A 17,076-nucleotide genomic window follows, 5' to 3' on the forward strand; every position below is an offset into this window, starting at 1 on the left:
GCCGGCTCCCACAAGAAAATGCATGACCCTGTGGGAGCTGGCTTGCCAGCGAAAGGGGCGCAAAGCGCCCCCGGCGATGTCAGCTGTGACTCAGCTCGGCATGCTCATCCCCGCCCAGCACCTGCTGGTCAGTCTGTTTGAGCAACTGGCTGGTCACCACGCCCGCGGTCATCGAGCCGCTCACGTTCAAGGCCGTGCGGCCCATGTCGATCAGCGGCTCCACCGAGATCAGCAGTGCCACCAGCTCCACCGGCAGGCCCATGGCCGGCAGCACGATCAGCGCGGCGAAGGTTGCACCACCCCCCACGCCGGCCACACCGGCCGAGCTCAGGGTGACGATGGCCACCAGGGTGGCGATCCACAGTGGGTCGAAGGTGTCGATGCCCACCGCCGGGGCGACCATCACCGCGAGCATCGCCGGGTACAGGCCGGCGCAACCGTTCTGGCCGATGGTGGTGCCGAACGAGGCGCTGAAGCTGGCGATCGACTGCGGCACGCCCAGGCGCTGGGTTTGCGCCTCGATGTTCAGCGGGATGCTGGCGGCGCTGGAGCGGCTGGTGAAGGCGAAGGTCAGTACCGGCCACACTTTGCGGAAGAAGCGCAGCGGGCTGACGCCGGTCAGCGCCAGGATCACCCCGTGCACCACGAACATCAGGCCCAGGCCGATGTACGACACCACCACGAAGCTGCCCAGCTTGAGGATGTCGTCGAGGTTGGAGCTGGCCACCACCTTGGTCATCAGCGCCAGCACGCCATAGGGGGTGAGCTTCATCACCAGGCGCACCAGGCGCATCACCCAGGCTTGCAGCACGTCGATGGCCGACAGCGCGCGTTCGCCTTTGTCCTTGTCGTCCTTGATCAGTTGCAAGGCGGCCAGGCCCAGGAACACGGCGAAGATCACCACGCTGATGATCGAGGTCGGCTTGGCCCGCGCCAGGTCGGCCACCGGGTTGGTGGGGACGAACGACAGCAGCAGCTGCGGGATGTTGAGGTCGGCAACCTTGCCCGCGTAGTCGCTGTGGATCGCCTGCAGCCGCGCGCTTTCCTGCACGCCGGCCACCAGGCCCTCGGCACTGAGGCCGAACAGGTTGGTCAGGACGATGCCGATCAGCGCGGCGATGGCGGTGGTCAGCAGCAGGGTGCCGATGCTCAGCACGCTGATGCGACCCAGGCTCGATGCATTGTGCAGGCGGGCCACGGCGCTGAGGATCGAGGCGAAGATCAGCGGCATGACGATCATCTGCAGCAGGCCGACATAGCCGTTGCCGACCAGGTCGAGCCAGGCAATGGTGGCTTTGAGTACCGGGTGGCCGGCGCCGTAGACCGTGTGCAGGACCAGGCCGAAGCCCACGCCCAGGGCCAGGCCCAGCAGGACTTTCTTGGCCAGGCTCCAGTCGGTGCGGCGGGTTTGCGCCAGGCCCAGCAGCAGGGCCAGGAACGCCAGCAGGTTGAGAGACAGCGGCAGGTTCATTGAAGCTCCAGAAAAAGCAGAAGAGGCATCGCCTCTGATGAGCGATTGCGAACGGAAATGCTAACAGCCTGAAAACAAACGAATTTATATCTAAAAGGAATTTGCATAGTCGTTTATGGAATAACGCTGCGTCGTTATTGGCAATGCACATGGCGTTTGCGGCTGCGTCGGGGTCGGTCGCGAGCGTCCGGCTATCACAAAACGGGTCTAGGGTTGAGCGGCCACGTCTTTGGGAGAACTGCACATGATGACTGCTGCGAAACGGCTCGCCGGCGGGTTGGCCCTGTTGCTCAGTGCCAGCAGCTGGGCGGCCACCGAGCTCAAGCACTGGCCCGCCGAGGCGGCCAGCAAGCTGGACGCGATGATCGCCGCCAATGCCAACAAGGGTAACTACGCGGTGTTCGACATGGACAACACCAGCTACCGCTTCGACCTCGAAGAGTCGCTGTTGCCGTACATGGAGAACAAGGGCCTGCTGACCCGCGACAAGCTCGACCCCTCGCTCAAGCTGATCCCGTTCAAGGACACCGCCGAGCACAAGGAGAGCCTGTTCAGCTACTACTACCGCCTGTGCGAAATCGACGACATGGTCTGCTACCCGTGGGTGGCCCAGGTGTTCTCGGGCTTCACCCTCAAGGAGCTGAAGCAGCAGGTCGACGAGTTGATGGCCTCGGGCAAGCCGATCCCCAGCACTTATTACGAAGGGGATCAGGTCAAGAACATCGAGGTGCAGCCGCCCAAGGTCTTCACCGGCCAGGCCGAGCTGTACAACAAGCTGATGGAGAACGGCATCGAGGTGTACGTGATCTCGGCGGCGTCGGAAGAGCTGGTGCGCATGGTCGCCGCCGATCCCAAGTACGGCTACAACGTCAAACCCGAGAACGTGATTGGCGTCAGCCTGCTGCTCAAGGACCGCGCCACGGGCCAGTTGACCACCGCGCGCAAGCAGATCAGCGCCGGGCACTATGACCCCAAGGCCAACGAAGGCCTGGAACTGACCCCGTACCTGTGGACCCCGGCGACCTGGATGGCCGGCAAGCAGGCGGCGATCCTGACCTATATCGACGAATGGAAGAAACCGGTGCTGGTGGGCGGCGACACACCGACCAGCGATGGCTACATGCAGTTCCACAGCGTCGATGTGAGCAAGGGCGGCATCCACCTGTGGATCAACCGCAAGGCCAAGTACATGGACCAGTTGAACGGCATGATCGCCAAGCATGCGGCGGCCCAGGCCAAGGAAGGGTTGGCGGTGACGGCGGACAAGAACTGGGTGATCGTGACGCCGGAGCAGATTCAGTAACAGGTGGGTTGCCTGTTCCGGCCCCATCGCCGGCAAGCCGGCTCCCACAGGGTGATCACAGCCCTGGGGATCGCGCTGTATCTGTGGGAGCCGGCTTGCCGGCGATAGGGCCATCACAGGCATAAAAAAACCGGCGCACCAGGCGCCGGTTTTTTCATGCCATCAAAGCCTCACAGCCCTTCAAGCATCGCCTTGTTGCGCACCGCACCCTTGTCGGCACTGGTGGCCAGCAGGGCGTAGGCCTTCAGCGCGGTGGTCACTTTGCGTGGGCGTACTTCGGCCGGCTTCCAGCCTTTCTTGTCCTGCTCGACGCGACGCGCGGCCAGCTCTTCGTCGCTGACCAGCAGGTTGATCGAACGGTTGGGGATGTCGATCAGCACCTTGTCGCCGTCGCGCACCAGGCCGATGGCACCGCCTGCGGCGGCTTCCGGCGAGGCGTGGCCGATCGACAGGCCCGAAGTGCCGCCAGAGAAGCGGCCGTCGGTGAGCAGGGCGCAGGCTTTGCCCAGGCCTTTGGATTTCAGGTACGAGGTCGGGTACAGCATCTCCTGCATGCCCGGGCCGCCTTTCGGGCCTTCGTAGCGGATGATGACGATGTCACCGGCCTGCACTTCGTCGGCAAGGATGCCGCGCACGGCGCTGTCCTGGCTTTCGAAGATCTTCGCGTTGCCTTCGAACACATGGATCGACTCATCCACGCCGGCGGTCTTCACCACGCAGCCGTCCAGGGCGATGTTGCCGTACAGCACGGCCAGGCCGCCTTCTTGCGAGTAGGCGTGCTCGAAGCTGCGGATGCAGCCGTTTTCGCGGTCGTCGTCGAGGGTTTCCCAGCGGGTCGACTGGCTGAACGCGGTCTGCGTCGGGATGCCGGCCGGGCCTGCCTTGAAGAAGGTGTGCACGGCTTCGTCATCGGTCTGGGTGATGTCCCACTTGGCGATGGCCTCTTCCATGCTGGCGCTGTGCACGGTCGGCAGGTCGGTGTGCAGCAGGCCGCCACGGGCGAGCGAGCCGAGGATGCTGAAGATGCCGCCGGCGCGGTGCACGTCTTCCATGTGGTACTTCTGGATGTTCGGCGCCACCTTGCACAGCTGCGGCACCTTGCGCGACAGGCGATCGATGTCGCGCAGGTCGAAGTCCACCTCGCCTTCCTGGGCTGCGGCCAGCAGGTGCAGGATGGTGTTGGTCGAACCGCCCATGGCGATGTCGAGCATCATGGCGTTCTCGAACGCCTTGAAGTTGGCGATGCTGCGCGGCAGGACCGAGGTGTCGTTGTCGCCGTAGTAGCGTTTGCACAGTTCGACGATGGTGCGGCCAGCGGTGAGGAACAGCTGCTCGCGGTCCGAGTGGGTGGCCAGGGTCGAGCCGTTGCCCGGCAGGGCCAGGCCCAAGGCTTCGGTCAGGCAGTTCATCGAGTTGGCGGTGAACATGCCGGAGCAGGAACCGCAGGTCGGGCAGGCGCTGCGCTCGTACTCGGCGACTTTCTCGTCGGAAGCGCTGGAGTCGGCGGCGATGACCATGGCGTCGACCAGGTCCAGGCCGTGGCTGGCCAGCTTGGTCTTGCCGGCTTCCATCGGGCCGCCGGAGACGAAGATCACCGGGATGTTCAGGCGCAGGGCGGCCATCAGCATGCCGGGGGTGATCTTGTCGCAGTTGGAGATGCAGACGATGGCGTCGGCGCAGTGAGCGTTGACCATGTACTCGACGGCGTCGGCGATGATCTCGCGGCTGGGCAGCGAATAGAGCATGCCGTCGTGGCCCATGGCGATGCCGTCATCGACTGCGATGGTGTTGAATTCCTTGGCCACGCCACCGGCGCGTTCGATCTCGCGGGCGACCAGCTGGCCCAGGTCCTTCAGGTGCACGTGCCCCGGGACGAACTGGGTGAACGAGTTGGCGATGGCGATGATCGGTTTCTTGAAATCGTCGTCCTTCATCCCGGTGGCGCGCCACAGGGCACGGGCGCCGGCCATGTTGCGGCCGTGGGTGGAGGTCTTGGAACGGTAATCAGGCATGGAGCGCTCCTGGCGGCTAAATCACATCACGTAAATAGGGAGTGAGCTTCTCTTGTCCTGAAACGCCGAAGGCCGGTTGCCGCTGGCAAGGATGGGGGCCGAAGACCGCGCGGGATCGCCGCAGGCTCGACCAGAGCTCATAAACCCGCCGGGGATGACTGGCGATGAATAGGCCCGATTCTACACCGCCGCGTCCTTGAAGGAAGGTGTTGTGATAATTGGCCGCTGGTCCGAGCCGTAAGGTTGTGGCCTGGACGGGGAGGTTCGATCTACCCACACTGGCTGGGGACAGTCAGATCGAGCCTCTACCCGTAGATCGAGAGATCTCTGCTTAACGTAAATGCTTATGTTTGTAAGCGATGGCTCGTCGCGACCAGATAAATTCAATCAATTGCTTCGTGGTGCTGCGGGTTTCCGTATCCGTTGTGATCATAAGAATGGAATGTATAAGAGTTTTGCTAGATAGCTCGTGGGTTGGGATCTTGAATGTAATGTAGGGGGGATTTGCTTGTATGGATTGCTCAATAACTGTGCCCCATACGCTGCCTGCATCAAATAGCACTAAGTAAGCCGTGCTGCCAGGCGGCGGAGTAAAGTAAAGCGTGCTGTTAAACTCAAGATAGCCGCTCTCGTCAATGCGCTCGTAAAGTGAGTTTACTGGAAATCCTTCTCGTAAGATGTAAGTGGGGGTAGGCGGATTGGCCAGGGCTTCACACCAGAAGTTTATATGTCTTGAAGTGTGAAGGCTATTGTCCTTGTAAACGGTATACAGGACATGGGTCTCACCGCCTTGCATTCGAAGTGATTGGCTTGCAGGAATATTCGCGATGAGAGGCTGCTCAGAGTTTTCAACTTCCAGTGGTACCATTTGGCTTGCGTCGATATTTGCTGCGGCCACGAACAGGCGTACCTTATCCCCGGCAGCCATGTTTTCGTAAGGCGGGATCTGGACAGTGAAGCCCGATTCGATGAGCTTCAATGGCATTACGCCTTCAAGGATGCCATCCACGATGGGGAAGTAGAAGTCAGCTTCAAGTGTGTAGTGCACTGGAGGGCCATAAACAGGGCCGGTCATATTCACGTAGCCGAGTGTCACTTCGGTGCCCATGAAATGAGCGAGCTCATCGAATCGGAGTGTGCGTTCGAAATCATCCTTCGAGTCGGTAACAGTGAATATGAAATTTACTCCTGACATGCTTGGAGGTTCTAGCCAGACGATAATATTAGAGCCGGGGACGAATGTGTTTGACCAAGGGACGCGAATGGTGATTCCCTCGCGAAGTTTCGCCAAGGAGACCGTTTCGCCCGGTTCGATTCCAACGATCTCAGCCGCTTTTAAATTTTTGCCATTGTTATTTTTTTGTGTTGGCTTTGCCTTGGTCATGGTTTTTTCCTCAGGGGTGTAACATCTGTTATCTTTGGGCGCAAGAGTGGATGCGCATAGGCTGGTTGCCCTGCTCTCTTGGCAAAGATATGAATCGCGGTGACGACGAAGTTATAAACTAAGAGGCATTTGGGGACGTGACAACTGGCAGAATTAACAGTTGACGATAGAGGGAAGGTTAATGGGGCGCTGAACTGGCCGAGATACGTTTGTTGTTCTTCCTGGTGTCATGGCTATGGATGCGATGTCGCGTATGGGCAACCCTGAGAGGGTTACCCATACGGCGGGTTTCAGCTGTTAGGCACCAGCTGGCTGGTGATGCTCTTGATTTAACGGGTCTTGCTGACCGCCGGGTGCACCGGGTGGTCCGGGCCCTGGCCGCCGCGCTCGAGAAACTGCAGGTTGCGGCCCTGGTGGCAGTCGGCCCAGCCCGCACGTTAAAGCCCTTGGCATCGGTTGCGCAGGGTTCGGTAGACTGGCGCGCTTTGTACCCCACTGGCCAAAAGGATTTGCCATGCCGGCGCCTAATCGCTCGTTGTTGTATTACGTTGTCATCGGCCTGACTCAGGGCCTGATATTGCTTGCCACCGTGCTGGGGCGCGGTGAAGTGCTCGGCTTCGGCCTGTCGGTCGCGGTCTGTGTCGCGGTGGCGGTGGCGGGCCTCAACCTGCAGTTGCTCGGCAGCGCTGTGCGCCAGCGCGGTACGGGCTGGCTGGTACTGGGCCTGACCTTGTTGGTCAGCGGGATCAGCGCCTGGGTGTTCGCCGCCGAGCCCAGCGGCTGGCTGCAGATGACTTGGTGCCTGGCGGCGGTGGTACTGGGCTATATCGGCACCGCGTTCATTCTTGCCTGGCCGACCCGCGAAGGGCTGCGGCTACGCTACGAAGACCTGTTCCGGCATGCCTGGAACAATGTGTTCATCCTGTTCCTGGCGCAGATGCTGACCGGCCTGTTCTGGCAGTTGCTGTGGCTGTGTGCGTTGCTGTTCAGCATGCTGGGCATCCCGCAGGTGAAGGAGGCGCTGGAATCGCCGGTGTTCCTCTGGCTGGTGCTGCCGGTGGTGTTCTCCCTGGGGATGCGCATGGGCCGGGAGAACGAGAAGGTCATCGGCCTGCTGCGCGGCATCCTGCTGACGCTGTGCCGCTTCCTGCTGCCGCTCGGTGCGCTGATTACCCTGCTGTTCACCCTGACGCTGCCGTTCACCGGGCTGCAGCCGGTGTGGGACACAGGCTATTCGACGACCCTGTTGCTGATGCTGGCGATCATCAATCTGTTCCTGGTCAATGGTGTGTTCCAGGAGGGGCATCAGGGCAGCGTCTATCCCGTTGCGCTCAAGCGCCTGGTAAACGCCAGCCTGTTGTGCCTGCCGGTGCTGGTGGGCCTGGCGGCCTACGCCAGCTGGATGCGCATCGATCAGTACGGGCTGACACCATCGCGCATCCTGGCGCTGTTGCTGGTGGGTGTAATGCTGGCCCACGGTCTGGCGGCGACCTGGGCGGTGCTGGCGTCGCGCCAGGGCTGGCTGAACAGCCTGCGGGTGAGCAACCCGTGGATCGCCCTGCTCAGCGCGGCGCTGGTGGTGCTGTTCTACACGCCATTGCTCGCGCCACAGGCGCTGAGTGCGAAAAACCAGGTCGAGCGCCTGGTCAGTGGGCGTACGCCGGTCAGTGAGTTCGATGCGCGAAACCTGTACCACGGCCTGGGCCAGCCGGGGCGTAACGCCTTCGAGCAGCTTGAAAAACGGCTGCAAACGGATGAGTTGTTCGATGCGCCAGGGCGCGCGCAACTGCTGGCGACGCTGGAGGAAGTGCGACGCCCGGCAGCGGCCGAGGAACGCGGGCCAAAACTGGAGTGGCTGGGGCCGGTGCAGTCCAGTAGCGAAGCCTTGGCTGACTCGACCCTGGCCGAAAGCCAGTGCGGCGGCAAGGGGTGCTACCTGTGGGCGGTCGACCTGGATGGCGACGGCCACAACGAAGTGCTGATGATTCCGCGGCACACATACGCATCACGCCTGTTCGTGCTCACCTGGGACAACCGGGAATGGCGCGAAGTGGGGAGTTTGAGCGGCAAAATGGACAACCTGGAGGGGGTGGCCAAGGGCATTCGCGAAGGGGCAGTGAAGCTGGTCACGCCGCGCTACAAGACCTTGAGCATCGACGGGCAGGAGCTGATGCAGGACTTCAGGCGGTAACAGGGGTAGCAGCGCGGTCCCATGCTGTCAGGCCACCGGGTAACTATCTAACGCCTGGTCGTTCGCCTGCTTGATAGCGTGGCCGCACTACTCATAGTCCAAGGAGGACACCCCATGGGACCTTTGCGCTGCCTTGCTGGGCTGCTCTGCTGCCTGGCCAGCTCGGCCTTCGCTCACCTTGACGATGCCTACTCCCACGATGCCCACGATCCATTCACCGACAAGCACGCGTGGATGAGCATGATCCGTGACGATGTGCGGCTGAGCGAAATGGCACTTCCGGGCACCCACGATTCGGCGACCTTCGATGTCAGCCTGTTTCCGATCGTCACGGACATCGTCAGCACCCAGACCCTCGATTTCGACGAGCAGCTGCGCTACGGCATCCGCGTGCTCGATCTACGCATCCGGCAAACGGGAGATGCATTGGCCTTGCACCATGGCCCGGTCTATCTCGACAAGATGTTCGGCAGTGCGCTTGAGTCGATTCGACGCTTTCTCGAGGCCAATCCCAGCGAAACCGTGTTATTTCGCATCAAGCAGGAGCATACCCCCGACAGCAATGTGACCCTGAGCCTGGCGCAGGTCTTCGCGCAGTACATGGTGCAGTTCTCGGATATCTACCTGAAAGCGCCGGGTGCTGGTGTCACGCTGGGCGAGGCGCGAGGGAAGTTCGTCGTGCTGTCCAATATCGCCGAGCTCAACAACCAAGGGCTCGACTATGCCAGTTTCGACATCCAGGATGATTCAACCCTGAAAACCAACTGGGACCTGCACGAGAAGTACCTCAAGGTCCGGCGCCACCTGCACCGGGCTGCCGCGGGCAGCCCGGATACGTTCTATGTGAACTACCTGTCGGGCAGTGTCGGTTCGTTTCCCTACTTCGTTGCCAGTGGCCATGTCAGCCCGGGGACGGATGCCGCGCGGTTATTCACCGGGCTGATCGCGCTGGGGGACGTCGACTGGTACCCGTTCTTTCCCCGGACAACCTGTGCCATGCGGGTCTGCTCGATTTCCTTCGAGGGCACCAACACCCTGGCCCGCGACGACATCAAGGACATGAACGGCCCAGGGCCGACGCAAAGGACGGTCGGCATCATCATGGCCGACTTCCCGGGCGAGTCGTTGATTGCCAACATCATCGCCAACAACCACAACCCGACCCATGACTTGGGACGATGAGTCGGTCTGTGTTTCTACCGCTGCCTGGGCCATGCAGTGGCCCAGGCAGGGATTTGATCAGCTGTTCGGCAGCAGGCGGCAGGTAATGCTCTTGATGTAACGGGTCTCGCTGATCGCCGGGTGCACCGGGTGGTCCGGGCCCTGGCCGCCGCGCTCGAGCAGCTGCAGGTTGCGGTCCAGGTGGCGGGCGCTGGTCAGCAGGATGTTGTTCAGGTCGTCCTCGGGCAGGTGCATCGAGCACGAGGCGCTGACCAGGATGCCGTCCTTGTTGAGCATGCGCATGGCCTGTTCGTTGAGGCGGCGGTAGGCGGCCTCGCCGTTTTTCAGGTCTTTCTTGCGCTTGATGAAGGCGGGCGGGTCGGCAACGATCACGTCGAAGCGTTCTTCGGCGGCTTTGAGCTCGCGCAGGGCTTCGAACACATCGCCTTCGATGCAGGTGACTTTCTCGCTGATGCCGTTCAGTGCGGCATTGCGCTCGACGCCGTCGAGGGCGAAGCCCGAGGCGTCCACGCAGAACACTTCGCTGGCGCCGAATGCGCCGGCCTGCACACCCCAGCCACCGATGTAGCTGAACAGGTCGAGTACGCGCTTGCCTTTGACGTAGGGCGCCAGGCGCGCGCGGTTCATGCGGTGGTCGTAGAACCAGCCGGTCTTCTGCCCTTCACGTACCGGCGCTTCGAACTTGACGCCGTTCTCTTCCAGGGCGACCCAGTCCGGCACTTCGCCGTAGACGGTGTCGACGTAACGCTCGAGGCCTTCGGCGTCACGGGCGGCGGAGTCGTTCTTGAACAGGATGCCGCTGGGCTTGAGCACCTGGACCAGGGCGGCGATCACTTCGTCCTTGTGCGCTTCCATGGTGGCCGAGGCCAGTTGCACCACGAGAATGTCGAAGAAGCGGTCGACCACCAGGCCCGGCAGCAGGTCGGAGTCGCCGTAGACCAGGCGGTAGCACGGCTTGTCGAACAACCGCTCGCGCAGCGACAGGGCCACGTTCAGGCGGTGCACCAGCAGCGACTTGTCCAGCGGCAGCTTGGCGTCGCGCGACAGCAGGCGGGCGCAGATCAGGTTGTTCGGGCTCATGGCCACCACGCCCAGCGGCTTGCCGTTGGCGGCTTCGAGGATGGCCTGCTGGCCGGCCTTCAGGCCCTGCAGCGGGGTGGCGGCAACGTCGACTTCATTGCTGTAGACCCACAGGTGGCCGGCGCGCAGGCGGCGGTCGGCATTGGCTTTGAGACGAAGGCTGGGCAGGGACATGACGTCGCTCCGGGAAAAAAGAGCGGGAGTATACCGTGTCGGCCCCGAATTCGCTGGTAGCTGCGACCAAGTGGCCCGCTCCTGCGGTTAAAGAAATTCCTGAACTCAACGATCCACTAATTGGTGCCCTGCCGGCGTACAGGGTTAGAATCCCCCGTCCCCAGCGAGTGTGCACTTATGTCCCAGGAACTTACCGCCGAACAGATCCAGCAAGCCTTGCAAGGCATCACCATTCCGCCGCAGCCGCAGATCATGGTCGACCTGCAGTTCGAGCAGTACATGCCCGACCCGGACCTGGAGACCATTGCCAAGCTGATTTCCCAGGACCCTGGCCTTGCCGGCGCCCTGCTCAAGCTGGTCAATTCGGCGCAGTTCGGCCTGACGAACAAGATCGGTTCGATCCAGCGCGCCGTGAACCTGCTGGGCAGCCGCTCGATCATCAACCTGATCAACGCCCAGTCGATCAAGGGCGAGATGAGCGACGAGACCATCGTCACCCTCAACCCGTTCTGGGACACCGCCCAGGACGTGGCCATGACCTGCCTCACCCTGGCCAAGCGCACCGGCATCCAGGCGGCGGACGAGGCCTACACCCTGGGCCTGTTCCACGACTGCGGCGTGCCGTTGATGCACAAGCGCTTCCCCAACTACATGGAAGTGCTGGAAGAGTCCTACGCCAAGACCAATGACGAAGTCCGTGTGGTGGACACCGAGAACCGCGTGTTCAACACCAACCACTCGGTGGTCGGCTACTTCACCGCCAAGTCGTGGCGCCTGCCGGAGCACATCAGCGCCGCCATCGCCAACCACCACAACGCCCTGGCGGTGTTCCGCGACGAGTCCTCGCGCAACGCCCAGACCCAGCTGAAGAACCTGTTGGCGGTGCTGAAGATGTCCGAGCACATCTGCGCCTCGTACCGTGTGCTGGGCAATCAGAGTGTCGACCACGAGTGGAACATGGTTGGCCCGCTGGTGCTGGAATACATCGGGCTGTCGGAGTACGACTTCGAGCAGCTCAAGCAGGACATCCGCGAACTGGGCGGGCGCTGAACCATGCCGGAATTGCCAGAGGTCGAAACCACCCGGCGCGGTATTGCGCCGCACCTGGTGGGCCAGCGGGTCAGCCGTGTGGTGGTGCGTGACCGGCGCCTGCGCTGGCCGATCCCGGAAGACCTCGACGTGCGCCTGTCGGGGCAACGCATCGTCAGCGTCGAGCGCCGCGCCAAGTACCTGTTGATCAACGCCGAGGTGGGCACGCTGATCAGCCACCTGGGCATGTCGGGCAACCTGCGCCTGGTCGAACTGGGCCTGCCGGCAGCCAAGCATGAGCATGTGGACATCGAGCTGGAGTCGGGGCTGATGCTGCGCTACACCGACCCACGGCGCTTCGGCGCCATGCTCTGGAGCCTCGACCCGCTCAACCACGAACTGCTGCTGCGCCTGGGGCCGGAGCCCTTGACCGACCTGTTCGATGGCGAGCGGCTGTTCCAGCTGTCCCGTGGCCGCTCGATGGCGGTCAAGCCGTTCATCATGGACAACGCGGTGGTGGTCGGGGTGGGCAACATCTATGCGACCGAAGCGTTGTTCGCCGCCGGCATCGACCCGCGCCGCGAGGCGGGCGGGATTTCCCGGGCGCGCTATCTGCGGCTGGCGATCGAGATCAAGCGGGTGTTGGCGGCGGCGATCGAGCAAGGCGGCACGACCTTGCGCGACTTTATCGGTGGTGACGGGCAGCCGGGGTATTTCCAGCAGGAGTTGTTCGTTTACGGGCGCGGTGGGCAGCCGTGCAAGGTGTGTGGCACCGAGTTGCGTGAGGTGAAGCTGGGGCAGCGGGCGAGCGTGTTCTGCCCGAAATGCCAGCGTTGACCTCTGGAGGGGCCGCTGCGCGGCCCTATCGCTGGCAAGCCAGCTCCCACAGGTTACCGCGTGACCCTCTGTGGGAGCCGGCTTGCCGGCGATAGGGCCGGATCAGTCGACTACCGCCGCCTGCCCTACACCCCTGGGATCACTGGCCGCCTCGACAGTCCCGCCAGCCTTGTCCCAATACAGCACCTGCTGGTTGCCGTAGTTACGCCCCACATCCTTCAACCGATACCCGCGCGCCTGCAGCTCGGCTTTTTGTGCGTCGCTGAACGTCCCCGGCTCATGCTCCACCACATCCGGCAGGTACTGGTGGTGATAGCGCGGCGTCGCCGGCCACTCGGCCACGGGGCGGCCTTCCAGGAACCCCAGCACCGACAGCAGCACCATGCTCGGGATCCGGCTGCCGCCCGGGGTGCCGAAGCTGGCGAACTGGCTTGGGCTTTCGATGAAGGTCGGGCTCATGCTCGACAGTGGCCGCTTGCCCGCCGCCACGGCATTGGCCTGGCTGCCGGCCAGGCCGTAGCTGTTGCTGCCGCTGGGGTCGGCGGCGAAATCGTCCATCTCGTTGTTCAGCACCACGCCCGTGCCGGGCACGCTGAACGCCGCGCCGAACGGCAGGTTGACCGACAGTGTGGCGGACACCGCGTTGCCGTCGGCGTCGATCACCGCGAAGTGGGTGGTGTGGTCGCCTTCACGCCAGGCCGGTGACGGCGGCAGGGCGCTGCTGGGGGTGGCCTGGCGCACGTCGATGCTGTCGGCCAAGCCGGTGAGGTAGTGGCGCGCCAACAGGCGGTTGATGGGGTTGGCGACGTAGTCCGGGTCGCCCAGCAGGCCACGGTCGCGATACGCCCGGCGCAGCACCTCGATCACGTAATGGCTGCGCTGTACCGGCTCGGCGCTCTGCCAGGGCAGGCGCTGGAGCATCGCCAGGCTCTGGGCCAGGGCCACGCCGCCGGCGGACGGCGGCGGGCTGCTGATCAGTTCGCGCTGTTCGGCCAGCTTATAGCGCAGCGGCTCGCGCCAGGCGGAGTGGTAACCGGCCAGGTCCTCGAGGCTCCAGAGGCCGCCGGCCTGACGTACGCCATCGACCAGGCGCTGCGCGGTGGGGCCACGGTAGAAGCCATCGCGGCCATGCTCGGCGAGGGTTTGCAGGGTGGCGGCCAGCTCCGGCTGGCGGATCACTGTGCCCAGGGCCGGTACGTCATTGGCGCTGAGGAACAGCCGGGCGCTTTCGGGGTCATCACGCAGCGCCGCCAGGCGCATGGTGGCACGGTCGCGGTAGATGCGGTCGACGGCAAAGCCCTGGTTGGCCAGGCGGATTGCCGGAGCCAGGCTGTCCTTGAGCGGCAGTTTGCCGTGGCTGGCGGCGAGATCGGCCAGGGCCTGGGGCAGGCCGGGGATGGCCGCCGCCAGCGGGCCGTTGATCGACAGGCCGGGCTGGACCTTGCCGTCCTTGAGGTACATGTCTGCGCGGGCGGCGGCAGGTGCACGCTCACGGGCGTCGAGGAAGGCGTAGCGTGGGCTGGCCGCTTGTTCGCGCAGCAGGAAGAAACCACCGCCGCCAAGGCCCGAGCCGTAGGGCTCTACCACAGCCAGTGCGGCGCCGATGGCCACGGCGGCATCGAAGGCGTTGCCGCCTTGTTCGAGCACCTGCCGGGCGGCGGCGGTGGCTTCGGCATGCGGGCTGGCGATGGCGGCGCGGCCCGGGCCGTCGGCCTGGGCTGCCGTGGCCAGCAGCGCCAGGGCGGCGCCAAGCGCGGCGCGGCGTATCGCGGCGACGAACGGCATCAGGCCTTGCCGGTGATCCGGCGGTATTTGGCCATCAGCTCGTCTTCGGTTTCCGGGTGGGCTTCATCCAGCGGGATGCAGTCGACCGGGCAGACTTGCTGGCATTGCGGCTCGTCGTAGTGGCCAACGCACTGGGTGCACAGGTTCGGGTCGATCACGTAGATCTCTTCGCCTTGCGAGATGGCAGCGTTCGGGCACTCGGGTTCGCAGACGTCGCAGTTGATGCAATCGTCGGTGATGATCAGGGACATGGGGACTCCGGCCGGGGCGTCGGGCCCGGGCATGTTTCAATGCGATAGGCGCAATTGTGCCGGATTCGCGCCCGCAGTGCACGCGGGCGCGTCAGCGGGACGCGCCCCGGGCACACAGGTTACTTGCGAAAGCGCTCGGTCAGCGCGTCGGCCACCGCCGGGTGGACGAACTTGGTGATATCACCGCCCAACGCGGCGATTTCCCGGACCAGCGTCGAGGAAATGAACGAATAACGCTCGGAAGGCGTGAGGAACAGGCTCTCGACGTCCGGCGCCAACTGGCGGTTCATGTTGGCCAGCTGGAACTCGTATTCGAAATCCGAAACCGCGCGCAGGCCACGCAGGAACACATTGGCGTTCTGCTCCTTGGCGAAATGCGCCAGCAACGAGGAGAAGCCGATGACTTCGACATTGGGCAGGTGCTTGGTGACCTCGCGGGCCAGCTCTACCCGCTGTTCCAGCGGGAACAGTGGGTTTTTCTTCGGGCTGGCGGCCACGGCGATGATCACGTGATCGAACAGCCGCGAGGCACGCTCGACCAGGTCGCCATGGCCTTTGGTAATGGGGTCGAAAGTACCCGGGTACAACACTCGGTTCATCGCGTCATCCTGGCTGGAGTGCGTTGGGGAGTCGGATGGTAGCGCAGCGATTGCGCCCGGCCAAGTCGCGCGGCCGGCTGATGGCACTATAGACAGGGCGTGTAAGGCCTGTCATGCCCCCTGTGCCAGGCGCCCGACCAGTGCTTCGCTGAGCCGCGCAGCCAGGGCGTACACCGACAGCTGCGGGTTGGCGCCGATGCTGGTGGGGAACAGCGAGCCGTCGTGGATCGACAGGTTTTCCAGCTGATGATGCCGGCCCAGGCTGTCGCATACCGCCTGGCGCGGGTCTTCGCCCAGGGCGCAGCCGCCCATGACGTGGGCGCTGCCCAGGCGCATGCGGAACAGTTCCAGGGGCAGGCCGTCGATCATCGCGGCCGCTTGCGCGAGTTTGTCGACGTAGCGGGCATCGCCATGCACGGGCATCACCTGGCGGGCCCCGGCGGCGAACTGGATCTGCGCCATGCTGTGCCAGGCCCGGCGCAGCCCGTCGCGCAGGTAGTCGGTGACGGGGTAGTCGAGCACCGGCGAGCCATCGCTGCGCAGTTCCACCTGGCCGCCCGGGCTGTCCGGGTGGAAACCGTCGCGCAGCAGCGCCAGCATCACATGGGTGTGCGGTAGCTCGGCCATGCGCAGGGCGTTGTCCTGGCCATGGCCCCCGAGCAGGGTGCTGGCCAGGGCCGGGTGCAGCGGCGGCACCTCGAGCTTGTAGCCGACCGGCCCGTCGACGCCGCCCTGCCATTGGAACTGGTCGCTGTAGATCGACTGCGGCGCGCCGTAGTACGGGTCGATCCTGTCGGCGAATTGCGCGGCGCTGAAGTTGACCAGGTGCAGGAAGGTGCGTTTGCCCAGGCGCTGGTGCGGGTCGGGGGCCTCGGAGCGCAGCAGCAGGGCCGGGCTGTTGATGCCGCCACCGGCCAGCACGTAATGGCGGGCGCGCACCTGGATCTGCCGGCCGGTCGGGTGTACGCCCCGTGCATCCAGGGCCTGGCACAGCAGGTGGTCGATACGTTGGCCGTCATGGCTGAAGCGCTCGGCGCGGGCCAGGTAGAGCAGCGTGCCGCCCTTTTCCAGCAGGGCCGGGATGCAGGTGACCAGCATCGATTGCTTGGCATTGACCGGGCAGCCCATGCCGCAGTAACCCAGGTTCCAGCAGCCGCGCACATTGCGTGGGATCACCGCCCAGCGGTGGCCGAGCGCCTCGCAGCCACGGCGCAGCACGTCGTTGTTGGCGTTGGCTGGCAGCGCCCAGGGGCTGATGCCCAGGCGCTGCTCCATGCGTTCGAACCAGGGCGCCAGGGTGGCGCTGTCCAGGCCTTTGACGGCGTGCTCCCGGGCCCAGTGTTCCAGGGTTTGCGGTGGGGTGCGAAAGCTCGAGGTCCAGTTGACCAGGGTGGTGCCGCCTACCGCGCGGCCCTGGAGGATGGTGATGGCGCCCTCTTTGCTCAGCCGGCCCAGGCCTTCCTGGTAGAGCTCGGCGTAGGCTTCGTGCTCCAGCAGGTGGAAGTCGCTGCTGGTCTTCAGCGGCCCTTCCTCGATCAGCAGCACGTTCAGGCCGGCGGCACTCAGCGCCTCGGCCGTGGTGGCGCCGCCTGCGCCGCTGCCGATCACGGCGACGTCGGCTTCGAAGGTCAGGTCCTGCTCCAGGCGCGAGGCATCGTGGGTGATCCAGCCTCGTTCGAGGCCTTGGCGAAACGGGTCGGGGACGGGCATGGCGCGGCCTTTGTTGTTGTGTTGGGGGTTGCCGGTGCCGCGAAGCGGCCCCGGCAACCTGGTAAAAC

At 64.0% G+C, this 17,076-nt stretch carries 13 protein-coding genes and 1 pseudogene; 5 read left to right on the forward strand and 9 right to left on the reverse strand.

The window, feature by feature from the left end:
• Positions 1-79: 79 nt before the first annotated feature.
• Positions 80-1,471: an L-cystine transporter gene (locus tag ACQ4N9_RS04060; protein ID WP_110992130.1), complete on the reverse strand. Its 1,392-nt coding sequence runs from the start codon at positions 1,469-1,471 to the stop codon at positions 80-82.
• A gap of 247 nt (positions 1,472-1,718) precedes the next feature.
• Between ACQ4N9_RS04060 and ACQ4N9_RS04065 the strand changes: the two genes are divergently transcribed.
• Entirely contained in the window at positions 1,719-2,774 is a 1,056-nt protein-coding gene (locus ACQ4N9_RS04065) for a haloacid dehalogenase-like hydrolase (RefSeq protein WP_390968241.1), read from the forward strand.
• Between the two features lie 170 nt (positions 2,775-2,944).
• On the opposite strand, the gene ilvD is transcribed toward ACQ4N9_RS04065, so the two are convergent.
• From ilvD to ACQ4N9_RS04080, 3 genes and pseudogenes are all read right to left on the reverse strand, one after another.
• The gene (gene ilvD / locus ACQ4N9_RS04070; protein ID WP_125860940.1) at positions 2,945-4,786 is read right to left on the reverse strand and encodes a dihydroxy-acid dehydratase; all 1,842 of its coding nucleotides are present in this window, start codon (positions 4,784-4,786) and stop codon (positions 2,945-2,947) included.
• A 331-nt stretch (positions 4,787-5,117) separates the two neighbouring features.
• A complete protein-coding gene (locus ACQ4N9_RS04075; RefSeq protein ID WP_390968165.1) occupies positions 5,118-6,170 on the reverse strand; it encodes a hypothetical protein in 1,053 nt (350 codons plus the stop codon).
• 329 nt (positions 6,171-6,499) lie between these two features.
• Positions 6,500-6,586, reverse strand: a pseudogene (locus tag ACQ4N9_RS04080) (hypothetical protein); the annotation flags it as partial.
• A 98-nt stretch (positions 6,587-6,684) separates the two neighbouring features.
• Between ACQ4N9_RS04080 and ACQ4N9_RS04085 the strand changes: the two are divergent.
• Both ACQ4N9_RS04085 and ACQ4N9_RS04090 read left to right on the forward strand, forming a co-directional pair.
• Positions 6,685-8,361, forward strand: coding sequence for a DUF4153 domain-containing protein (locus ACQ4N9_RS04085; RefSeq protein WP_390968166.1), 1,677 nt, complete (start codon positions 6,685-6,687; stop codon positions 8,359-8,361).
• Positions 8,362-8,475: 114 nt separating this feature from the next.
• Positions 8,476-9,543, forward strand: a complete 1,068-nt coding sequence (locus ACQ4N9_RS04090) for a phosphatidylinositol-specific phospholipase C (RefSeq protein WP_390968167.1) — start codon at positions 8,476-8,478, stop codon at positions 9,541-9,543.
• A 57-nt stretch (positions 9,544-9,600) separates the two neighbouring features.
• On the opposite strand, the gene ACQ4N9_RS04095 is transcribed toward ACQ4N9_RS04090, so the two are convergent.
• Positions 9,601-10,797, reverse strand: a complete 1,197-nt coding sequence (locus ACQ4N9_RS04095) for a class I SAM-dependent rRNA methyltransferase (protein WP_153785507.1) — start codon at positions 10,795-10,797, stop codon at positions 9,601-9,603.
• A gap of 231 nt (positions 10,798-11,028) precedes the next feature.
• Here ACQ4N9_RS04095 and ACQ4N9_RS04100 point away from each other — a divergent pair, with 231 nt between their 5' ends.
• Both ACQ4N9_RS04100 and mutM read left to right on the forward strand, forming a co-directional pair.
• Positions 11,029-11,847, forward strand: a complete 819-nt coding sequence (locus ACQ4N9_RS04100) for an HDOD domain-containing protein (RefSeq protein ID WP_390968243.1) — start codon at positions 11,029-11,031, stop codon at positions 11,845-11,847.
• A 3-nt stretch (positions 11,848-11,850) separates the two neighbouring features.
• Complete coding sequence (mutM, locus tag ACQ4N9_RS04105; protein WP_125860930.1) at positions 11,851-12,663, forward strand: bifunctional DNA-formamidopyrimidine glycosylase/DNA-(apurinic or apyrimidinic site) lyase; 813 nt, start codon at positions 11,851-11,853, stop codon at positions 12,661-12,663.
• A gap of 102 nt (positions 12,664-12,765) precedes the next feature.
• Here the strand turns inward: mutM and ggt are convergent, their stop codons facing one another.
• The 4 genes from ggt to ACQ4N9_RS04125 form a co-directional block, all read right to left on the reverse strand.
• On the reverse strand, positions 12,766-14,448 hold the full coding sequence (ggt, locus tag ACQ4N9_RS04110; protein WP_390968168.1) for a gamma-glutamyltransferase: 1,683 nt from the start codon (positions 14,446-14,448) through the stop codon (positions 12,766-12,768).
• Positions 14,448-14,699 carry a YfhL family 4Fe-4S dicluster ferredoxin gene (locus ACQ4N9_RS04115; RefSeq protein ID WP_011531711.1) on the reverse strand — a complete coding sequence of 84 codons (252 nt, stop codon included), beginning with the start codon at positions 14,697-14,699 and terminating at the stop codon, positions 14,448-14,450. The genes ggt and ACQ4N9_RS04115 overlap by 1 nt, the downstream gene beginning before the upstream one ends.
• A 119-nt stretch (positions 14,700-14,818) precedes the next feature.
• Entirely contained in the window at positions 14,819-15,298 is a 480-nt protein-coding gene (coaD, locus tag ACQ4N9_RS04120; RefSeq protein ID WP_110996032.1) for a pantetheine-phosphate adenylyltransferase, read from the reverse strand.
• Between the two features lie 111 nt (positions 15,299-15,409).
• Entirely contained in the window at positions 15,410-17,008 is a 1,599-nt protein-coding gene (locus tag ACQ4N9_RS04125; RefSeq protein ID WP_390968169.1) for a GMC family oxidoreductase, read from the reverse strand.
• Between the last annotated feature and the right edge of the window lie 68 nt (positions 17,009-17,076).

Source organism: Pseudomonas sp. ES1, from assembly GCF_050586605.1.
Taxonomy (GTDB): domain Bacteria; phylum Pseudomonadota; class Gammaproteobacteria; order Pseudomonadales; family Pseudomonadaceae; genus Aquipseudomonas; species Aquipseudomonas sichuanensis.

Bases quoted from the DNA above. Each gene is read 5' to 3' on its own strand.
- ACQ4N9_RS04065 (WP_390968241.1), top strand. From the start codon at position 1,719: ATGACTGCTGCGAAACGGCTCGCCGGCGGGTTGGCCCTGTTGCTCAGT.
- ACQ4N9_RS04095 (WP_153785507.1), bottom strand. From the start codon at position 10,797: ATGTCCCTGCCCAGCCTTCGTCTCAAAGCCAATGCCGACCGCCGCCTG.
- ACQ4N9_RS04085 (WP_390968166.1), top strand. From the start codon at position 6,685: ATGCCGGCGCCTAATCGCTCGTTGTTGTATTACGTTGTCATCGGCCTG.
- ACQ4N9_RS04115 (WP_011531711.1), bottom strand. From the start codon at position 14,699: ATGTCCCTGATCATCACCGACGATTGCATCAACTGCGACGTCTGCGAA.
- ilvD (WP_125860940.1), bottom strand. From the start codon at position 4,786: ATGCCTGATTACCGTTCCAAGACCTCCACCCACGGCCGCAACATGGCC.
- coaD (WP_110996032.1), bottom strand. From the start codon at position 15,298: ATGAACCGAGTGTTGTACCCGGGTACTTTCGACCCCATTACCAAAGGC.
- ACQ4N9_RS04125 (WP_390968169.1), bottom strand. From the start codon at position 17,008: ATGCCCGTCCCCGACCCGTTTCGCCAAGGCCTCGAACGAGGCTGGATC.
- ACQ4N9_RS04060 (WP_110992130.1), bottom strand. From the start codon at position 1,471: ATGAACCTGCCGCTGTCTCTCAACCTGCTGGCGTTCCTGGCCCTGCTG.
- mutM (WP_125860930.1), top strand. From the start codon at position 11,851: ATGCCGGAATTGCCAGAGGTCGAAACCACCCGGCGCGGTATTGCGCCG.
- ACQ4N9_RS04090 (WP_390968167.1), top strand. From the start codon at position 8,476: ATGGGACCTTTGCGCTGCCTTGCTGGGCTGCTCTGCTGCCTGGCCAGC.
- ACQ4N9_RS04075 (WP_390968165.1), bottom strand. From the start codon at position 6,170: ATGACCAAGGCAAAGCCAACACAAAAAAATAACAATGGCAAAAATTTA.
- ggt (WP_390968168.1), bottom strand. From the start codon at position 14,448: ATGCCGTTCGTCGCCGCGATACGCCGCGCCGCGCTTGGCGCCGCCCTG.